Below are 1617 nucleotides of genomic sequence, written 5' to 3' on the forward strand. Positions count from 1 at the left end.
CTGCTATAGTGCAGTCGGCTTCTGACGTTCAGTGCAGCCGTCTTCTGAAAACGACAAACGATGTCAGCCAATAAGTTGTTGTAATAATCGACAAGTGTTTGTTGCAACTCGCCGTCCTGTAAGACTGCATTATCAGTCTGATTCAGGGCGGCTATGGTGTCATTTATACACCATAAACCGATGACGGCTGCACGTAAATCTGTGGATGCTCTTGATGGCGATTCAACGTTTGCTGTCCCACGCATGGCGACAGCATTGTTTAGCCCAGCAATAATCCCATTATAAGTTGGGGGGAGGGGCTCCGACAACTGCAAAGCTATCTTTTCTGTATTGTTTTGGATGTCGTCCGCAAGAATGGTATTCTCGATCAGTTCTCGAGCCAATAATGATGTTTCGAAGCAGACGGCCAACACCGTCTGCTTCGTTTCTGGTTCTTGTTCTTCCACTGCCAGCGCGTTACTGATTGTTACGCACGTAAGTAGCAAAGTGAATGCGCTCTTGAGTCTCATCAACGGTTGCCTCCACAGTCTCGCTGGCACTGGAATCAATGTGAAAATTGTTCTGGATCGGATCAACAGGAATAAATCGATCACAGTCGAACTCTCTTGGAATTATGGTCATGTGCAGTTTCGTTGCTGATGAAAGAGCTTGAATGTACAACTTCTCCCCACCAATGACAGCAATGCGTTGATCGGTATTCTCATACAGGTTGATCACAGCACGAAGATCAGGAACGACAGTAGCGCCTATGACATCTTCTTGTTTTAACGTCGAGGAGATCACGAACGATTCGCGTTCGGGGAGAATTCCTTTCTCCTTGATTCGCTCCTCGGCGCCATCCTTTTCTAACTGCATGTCACGCATGTCAGTATACGTGTGTTTCCCCATAACGCACACGCGGATCTCTTTAGAAATCCGCGTAAATCGCGCCATGTCTTCTTTGCATTTCCATGGAATCTTGCCGCCTTTCCCGAATCCCAACTTAGAATCCACAGCGACTATTAGCTCAAGTTGTGGGTGACTCATTAAAACTCCAAACCAGTCGATGCTGGTTGTTCCAGATATTGCTTACGGAAGGTGGCCAGATCAATCAGTTTGATATTTGCCTTTCCGCTGTTGTTGAGATCGTGCACTTTCTTCAATTTGCCGGAAGATCCGGAAGTGGATGCCGCGATCACCATGGTGGTCTTCGACGAGACTGATGATTGCACTTCACCACCCTCAGCTTCAATCAGCTTCTCCAAGGCCGCGTCACGAAAACCGGTGATCACGATCTTCTCACCGGTAAAACGATCCCCCGAAGTGACCTGCTGTTTGAACCCGATGATTGATTGAATCTTGTTGAATAGCTCGGCATGTTCAGCCATACCTGCAAGCACTTTTGCGGCAGTTTTGTAGCTGAATTTGTCGACGCTAACGATCTGCTCTTCGGTGATGGCATTGAAATCATCCAAGGTCTTAATATCCAAGCCTTCACACAGAGCTTTCATCTTGCGGCGCCCAACGCCGCGCCCAAAGTGGGGCATCGACCCCAACCAAACCGACAGGGGAACACTACTGGGTATAGGAAGTATAAACCACCTTTTTGCTCCTCATCCGAAGTATCTTACCTGAAAT

General features: G+C 47.7%; 3 protein-coding genes. All 3 read right to left on the reverse strand.

The genetic code is table 11. The features are described from left to right. The coding region (locus ACOT0L_RS23910; protein WP_234704376.1) for a hypothetical protein at positions 1 to 446 on the reverse strand (446 nt) is incomplete at its 3' end. A gap of 10 nt (positions 447 to 456) precedes the next feature. Then, positions 457 to 1026, reverse strand: a complete 570-nt coding sequence (dfrA19, locus tag ACOT0L_RS23915; protein ID WP_000019304.1) for a trimethoprim-resistant dihydrofolate reductase DfrA19 — start codon at positions 1024 to 1026, stop codon at positions 457 to 459. Then, positions 1026 to 1490, reverse strand: a complete 465-nt coding sequence (locus tag ACOT0L_RS23920; RefSeq protein WP_000645230.1) for a BRCT domain-containing protein — start codon at positions 1488 to 1490, stop codon at positions 1026 to 1028. Before ACOT0L_RS23920 ends, dfrA19 begins: the two co-directional genes overlap by 1 nt. Positions 1491 to 1617: the final 127 nt, after the last annotated feature.

Origin of the sequence: Enterobacter cloacae complex sp. XAL002 (assembly GCF_049236805.1) — a bacterium.
In the GTDB taxonomy this organism is placed as follows: domain Bacteria; phylum Pseudomonadota; class Gammaproteobacteria; order Enterobacterales; family Enterobacteriaceae; genus Enterobacter; species Enterobacter intestinihominis.

Bases quoted from the DNA above. Each gene is read 5' to 3' on its own strand.
- dfrA19 (WP_000019304.1), bottom strand. From the start codon at position 1,026: ATGAGTCACCCACAACTTGAGCTAATAGTCGCTGTGGATTCTAAGTTG.
- ACOT0L_RS23920 (WP_000645230.1), bottom strand. From the start codon at position 1,490: ATGAAAGCTCTGTGTGAAGGCTTGGATATTAAGACCTTGGATGATTTC.